The organism is Alteromonas sp. BZK5 (assembly GCF_014349115.1).
Taxonomy (GTDB): domain Bacteria; phylum Pseudomonadota; class Gammaproteobacteria; order Enterobacterales; family Alteromonadaceae; genus Alteromonas; species Alteromonas macleodii.
Genome location: NZ_JACSOE010000133.1, coordinates 1 through 6,391, shown reverse-complemented (window position 1 = coordinate 6,391; position 6,391 = coordinate 1). Strand labels below are relative to the sequence as shown.

Sequence of the window (6,391 nt, the reverse complement as noted above, 5' to 3'; positions counted from 1 at the left end):
AAAGTGAGCCAGCCTCATAGGGTAGAATCAATGATTGTGGGTCAGAACATGCTGATAAAATCGGGTCAGGCAAAATAAGATGTCAGGCCGCTACAGCTAATAAAATTGTGTATATTCAGTTATGAGTCCAGCATTGAGATATCTGAGAATGGGCTGGTTTCGGCTTGTTTGGTTCAAAGTGCTAACATCTTAAGATATATAGGCGTTGAAATTAAATCTCAGACGATCGGAGGTAATTCCAAATCGATATCCGTTTTACTAAAGAAAACTAAGGAGGGACAGCTGGTGTAGCTCCTGGCAAAGGCTTTTATAGTAAAATTTGTATTTATGATAGGTGTCAGTTTTGCAATCAGTGAGGTTCTAAACCAAGGGGTAGTATTAATGGCTTATGATACCGCAATTAAAATTAAGAGTAGTGAATGATAAGCTTCACAGCCTTTGATGTAATGATCCATTCAATCTTGTATTATTCTTTATTTTTTTTGCTAATCTACATTATTGAACGGCAAAACTTTGTTGATATCTGCTTTAGTGAAAACAAATGCTAAAACTATTAACCCTACAATGAACGCTATAATTGAAATAGCTGTTGGAAAAGGTAAGAAGGCGGGATTGCTCCAATTATTAACTAACTGTGACTCCGTTTCCATTGCGAGATCCCCACCTGCCCATATGAGCGTCATCGCTGGCAATTGAATTGAAAGCATGAAACCTATTAAAAGGTTAATTCTTTTTAACCAGAAGTACTTAAGCGTTCTCATTATGTTTCCTCTTATCTATGTCAATCCAAATGAAAGAAAGTGATAAACATATGAATAAAACTGTGTGATACCATCTGCCGCCCATAAAAGGCGGCAATAAACAAATCACCGCGAAAAATCGTCCTATGTACCCCCATAGCGTCATGCTTGATTCCCTCGTTGTTAAATATCTAAAACTGGCAGCGAGTCGATGTAGTTCATTACCTTCATCCAAAAGCCGTTAACGCTACCGCCATGTATTTCGATTTCCCACTCACATTCTCCATTGTCAAAGATGACTTCAGCGAAACCATTTTGTCTTAGATGAAAAGACATTACACCTACAGGGCATTCCCACTCCTCCTCTAAACAACCGCAATCATCATCAGGGACAGATGATACAAGCCGGTATCCTGTCATATTCGGAGTGAATGGATTTACGCTACTCACGTTTTCTTCCCTCATTTGCTTTCTTCGTCGTAGCGTAAATTGTGTCTCGCAAGAAAAGCATCAAGCTCTGGTTCAATTTGTCGATTTTCATCAGTAACAGGTCTTTTTATTAGCGCGTTGACTAGATTTTGCATATCTACAACTCGGCCTATGTAATGCTTACCTTCTATCTCGGCCATCAAATTGAAGTGAGATTTAAGTAATTCGAACTTTCCAATACGACGCTTTAGTGTCGCCCTTTCTTGTAAGCCGTGTCGGAACCACTTTTTTTGTAACCACCGCTGTAGTTTAGACATGCGATCGAAATCACTTAGATATTCATTGATAGATTTCAAACGTGATTGGTAAATTTCGAGCGCACGTTCTATTGTTTCAACATGCAGAGAATAGATAGACGGCTCGCTGGTAATAATGCGTCCGTCTACTATATCAATGGGATTTTTAGGCAAAAAATCTATTAAACCCTGAATCGACTCTGGTGCATTTTCATACACAAGAGGTATTGAACCAAAGATCTCATCTAATCTCTTTACGCCTTCTGGTGATAAGTTAGCTGTACGTTTGACAAGAGCAAGCCCAGCCATGCGTGACGTACGGGCTAGGTATTCAAGCACGTAAGGCGTAAAAGCTGGGGTATCAAAATCGTTCTCTCTAAACATGGTGTCCATGACCTGTTGAGCGCCAAATTGTTTCTTAAGCCTACTGAGCGCTTCACTTAGTTCTATCTGTTGGTTGACGTCATTTGATTCATAGACGCTTTTCATAGCTCAGTCCTCGTTACAAACTATCCTTCATTCCTTTGTTAAAGAGTTGCTTTGGAAAGATGGGATTGCTTAATTTTTACTTGCGTAAAATCTCCAGCCCTGTTTGGCAATGATATCCAATATGAACAAGGAGCATTTTTGTGTTCTGGCAATATCGCAACAGCCATGCAATCAACATGGTCAACACGACCAACTAGACCTTCTACATCAACCTCAACATATTCACCAATTTCAAACTTTGGCTCCATCATTTCACTACAACCGGATGACATTAAGACTATTGAAAAGGCTAGCAACGCTCTATTCATAACTTCATTCCTCATTCACTTTCTTCGACTGAAACCAGTTTTTTAACTACTCGATGTTGTAGACTTGAATGATCAGTAACTGGTGAAAAAAGTATCCCTATAAGACCGCAGAAACCAACTATAAAGAAGGCATAAGAATAGAAAATGCCAACAGAACTGACTAACGCTAAACCAAAAGACACAAATAATAAGGGGTTCACCACAAAGCTTTCGACCGGATTTTTCAGTAAAAGCAAGATACGTTCCCAACCACTGCCATTAACCCACGCAGTCTCTATACACTCGATATTAGTTCTGGTTGTTTTAAACATTGTTTATTCCTTGGTTTTTGATGTATGTCGTTTGATGATTGGTGCAAAAAGCATGAGTGCACCTCCGATATAAGTGTAGGTGATTGGGCTTTCCCAAATTGACGCGTAAATGTCCACTGTGTCCTTTGTAAACCACGTATATAAGATGGCGGCTCCAATCAAAAAGAGGCCTAATATTCTTATGATTTCATATTTTAAAAACGTCAATGGCTTTAATCCTTCGTTAATATTGAAGTTGAGGCACGACTGCAACCAATACAATTGACATTAAGCTTCCCACAGCCAGTGGCAGTACCGTCCTGTCTCTTAAAACGAAATAGATAGGAATGACAACTGCAAGCACAGGGAGCAAAGTTACAGGGTTATCTCCTGTGAAATTTCGAACAGAAAACGGAATTGCAACAGCAAGCGCTAAAATAGCCAATACCGAATAGCGGATTGTTGTCCAACTTTTAAAAAATTCTTTAAGAGATTGCTTTCTGATTGTCAATTTTGATTCCATTTTTTATTCCTTAATTAATGCGTGAAAACACGCTGTTAAACACTTTCTCAAGTTCACGCTCAAGCGGCCTAATCTTGGCATCGAGAGTAGACTTAGTTTTGATGCCGGATACAGCTTTCAAATCGTTATAACCGCATCCTGCCTCATACATCATCTTTATCCAGCTATCCCTAAACGTCCCGACTGTAGCTCCCTCAATACCACCGTTTTTGATGAAGCTCTTTAATTTGTCATCAAGTGAGCGAGTTTGATAGCTCACGCTCCCGTCTTTTTTCTTAGTGCTCCGCTCAGTTAATTCAAATGGTGTAAGCCTGTCATTAACAAACAACTTCATTTCAGGGCTTAACTTCCTGTAAGTATGCAGATTACTTTTTCCAACACCTTTTTCTTTCAACCAACAAATGTACTTATCTAAAACAGGCACCACATGATCAGCGGTATGTAGCTCTCGTTCTTCGCCGTTGTAGCTGTACTCAGCAGGGATAAACCAAGACTTGTACCATTGCCCCGATTCACTCATAACTGCGCTCAACGGCAACTGACAAACTTCCTTACGCTCTAATCCCCAATAGCTCAAACCGAATATCAATGCAGTGTTTCTCGGCCCAAACTTAGGGGTGTTATTCGTATCTATTAATTTCTGAATATCTTTTTCAGAAAACAAAACTTCTATTGGCATTTGCTTCTCTAAATATACGTGTCAATTTCAATTATATACCAATATGACACATAATGTAGACACCTTTTATCATCGTGTCAATTATTACCTATGGTAAAATTGACACGTAATATAACGCTATTTTGTGCAGAATAAACGCAACATCATTGATTCTTCTAAGTGACCGAGGAATCTTCGAAATTACCACTTCAACTCTTTACAATCGATGTGGCTTCAAAGTAAGCAGTGCCTGGGCATAATCATCAGGAGTAAACCTATGTTGTTCTTCTTCAAGGAATAATAGAAACGTACTGTTTCCTTGTTCAGCTAATTGACTAAGTAGCGGGTATTCCCCAAATGTGTCAATCAATGCAGGTAACTGTGTCTCAACGAAGTAAATGAATTTTTTGCGCAGGTGTTCAAGCATGAATTCATCTTGTTGAGCGATATAGTCAACCGCGCTCTTTATCATGCAAGCTTTACGTATTTTGTATACGTGGCTCCCGTTTCCTTCGATATCAACGATGTTGTTTTGTGCAGCGAACGCATAGAACAACTTCTGTGAAGTTAACCAGTCTTGTTTCCTTGCCCTAACAATATCTTTGTGGAAGTAACCACCAAAGTTAATGGATTTTGTTCCATTCTCTGGCGTTTGCTGTGCTTTAAACTTTGTCAGGCCACGAAGGGCTTGCCCTTTTTTAATGCACCACTTTAAGTATTCCATGTTGGGGTCAGCCGGGTCGGCAGCGCTTTTCATCACGGATTCAACAGTCTGGATCGGCACTCCAAGCGGTTCTAAATTATCGATGACAAACCGTTTGGTGAGTTTGCGTTGTGCTGGGCTCTTTTGAACGCAGTGATTCAGGTTCTCTATGATGATAAATCTAACGTGGGTTACTTTTTTACGACCAATGCCGCTAGAAGTCGCTTTCTTCTCATCGAGTTGAACAGTAAGGGGAAGGTTTGATTTTTCGTCGTTTATGTTGGCCAACGCTTTTTCAATGACACGTTTTTTAAGTTTATTGTAATCGTTGTATGTCGAGCTGGTGGTACCGGTTACTCGTCTCAAATCGTCAAGGCTAATATAATCGGTGACTCTGGTACCGGCTAAATCCATAGCGGGTTGATGTTGATAGAAATAAAGACAGATATCATAAATCAGAGGGGAGAATTTATTGGTGAACACGTTCCAATTAACGGGAGATTGAAAAGAGACGCTGGGGTTAACAATAAAATAAACTGTTAGAGGCGGGATCCATATTCTGAAATTACCGCCTTCATGATCGCATTGACCGATAAGGGTAGCGTAACTTTGCATATCAAACGTATCACCGGCCCGGGTCGCAAAGCCAAGCGCGTCGGCGCCAATGATTTCTTTGGTCAGTGAGATAAACACATCAAGAATGATTTTGTAATTGTAAAAACCACTCCCTTTTTTATACCCCATGGCCTCCATGATGAGGTCGGCTTTAATCTCGTACACCGGGTTGGTATTTTCCACATCCCGTTTACTAATTTCATCTGCTGAAGCTGGGTCAAATCTAGTCCGCATGAAAAAGGCTTCTCTCACGCAATAGATGAGGATATGCCACGCTTTTTGTTTTCTTAGCGTCAAGTCTCCACTCACGGTCAAATTAGATAGGGCGACGTTTTTAGTGACCGTTTGATCGAAAGGTTGTAATGCGTTGTCCATGTTAGTCCTATTCTTATATTTAATGGCGTTCTCTTCATTCCATTGCTGTGCGCATACGACATTCCACTATTGCGATCACAGTTAGGGAAACTGAAGTGATCGTAAGTGTATTATTTGCATTTTTGACGGGGTTTTAACGAAATCACCGAGTAGTGGATATGGACTCTTATTGCGATAATGAGATCAAAAGTGTCGGTTTTATTTTTGAGCTAGCAATTACAAAATAGAAATAAACAAATATATAAATAGTAATAGAGAGATAATAAATAACTATTAATCAATGGTTTAACATACTTAACCGACTGAAAAGATCTTCATTAACCGACACATGAGATCAGGCTTTAGGACACAAAAGATCGCAAGTGATGTGGTTAATGGATTCATTCCACAGGTTATACAGAGTTATAGAAACTATATTCAAAGTTGTTGAGATCAAAATAGTCGATTTTTAAGTTGTTCATCATTGCAGACCTTTTAATACGGATAAATCACTCGATCTTTACTGTCGTAAAATTGAAAGATGTTAGGGGTTGAGCCTTTTCGGTACGAGAACCACACATAATATTATCTTTCACCATCGATAGGTTTTGTTACTGTTGTTTTTGACATGCGGCGGTATCAACTGTGAAGTCAAAATCATCTATTGATGTACAAATTTGTGGCACAGGTTTCCTTAGCGTTCTATTGTGAAAAACATAATATTTCTGAAAGTGAAGCGAGAGCAAAGATTCGAAATAATTAGCTAGAGAGACTTACAACGATGGCTAGGTATGTCACTGTTGATGATAGTTCCAACATTGATGACTCAGACATTCTTGTGAAGCCTATGAAATTTCTCACAAGAGTCATACTCAAAAACAGCTAATTGTAGCGACCTGACTTCTTATCCTGTCTGAACCGATTTTATCCGAACTTCCTGGCCCACAATCATTGATTTTACCCTATGAGGCTGGCTCACTTTAATT

Annotated in this window: 8 protein-coding genes; all 8 read right to left on the bottom strand. The window is 39.4% G+C overall.

What is annotated here, in order from left to right; all coding sequences use genetic code 11:
• Window positions 1-485: 485 nt before the first annotated feature.
• Complete coding sequence (locus tag BIZ39_RS19875) at window positions 486-761, bottom strand: hypothetical protein (protein WP_187447838.1); 276 nt, start codon at window positions 759-761, stop codon at window positions 486-488.
• 162 nt (window positions 762-923) lie between these two features.
• On the bottom strand, window positions 924-1,190 hold the full coding sequence (locus BIZ39_RS19870; protein ID WP_187447837.1) for a hypothetical protein: 267 nt from the start codon (window positions 1,188-1,190) through the stop codon (window positions 924-926).
• Between the two features lie 11 nt (window positions 1,191-1,201).
• Window positions 1,202-1,954 (bottom strand): hypothetical protein, encoded by a 753-nt coding sequence (locus BIZ39_RS19865; protein ID WP_187447836.1) that lies wholly within the window; start codon window positions 1,952-1,954, stop codon window positions 1,202-1,204.
• A gap of 38 nt (window positions 1,955-1,992) precedes the next feature.
• Complete coding sequence (locus BIZ39_RS19860; protein ID WP_187447835.1) at window positions 1,993-2,262, bottom strand: hypothetical protein; 270 nt, start codon at window positions 2,260-2,262, stop codon at window positions 1,993-1,995.
• A gap of 11 nt (window positions 2,263-2,273) precedes the next feature.
• Window positions 2,274-2,573 carry a hypothetical protein gene (locus BIZ39_RS19855; protein WP_187447834.1) on the bottom strand — a complete coding sequence of 100 codons (300 nt, stop codon included), beginning with the start codon at window positions 2,571-2,573 and terminating at the stop codon, window positions 2,274-2,276.
• A gap of 223 nt (window positions 2,574-2,796) precedes the next feature.
• Complete coding sequence (locus BIZ39_RS19850) at window positions 2,797-3,075, bottom strand: hypothetical protein (protein ID WP_187447833.1); 279 nt, start codon at window positions 3,073-3,075, stop codon at window positions 2,797-2,799.
• A 10-nt stretch (window positions 3,076-3,085) separates the two neighbouring features.
• Window positions 3,086-3,754: a site-specific integrase gene (locus tag BIZ39_RS19845; RefSeq protein WP_187447832.1), complete on the bottom strand. Its 669-nt coding sequence runs from the start codon at window positions 3,752-3,754 to the stop codon at window positions 3,086-3,088.
• Between the two features lie 196 nt (window positions 3,755-3,950).
• Window positions 3,951-5,426: a replication initiation protein gene (locus tag BIZ39_RS19840; RefSeq protein ID WP_187447831.1), complete on the bottom strand. Its 1,476-nt coding sequence runs from the start codon at window positions 5,424-5,426 to the stop codon at window positions 3,951-3,953.
• Between the last annotated feature and the right edge of the window lie 965 nt (window positions 5,427-6,391).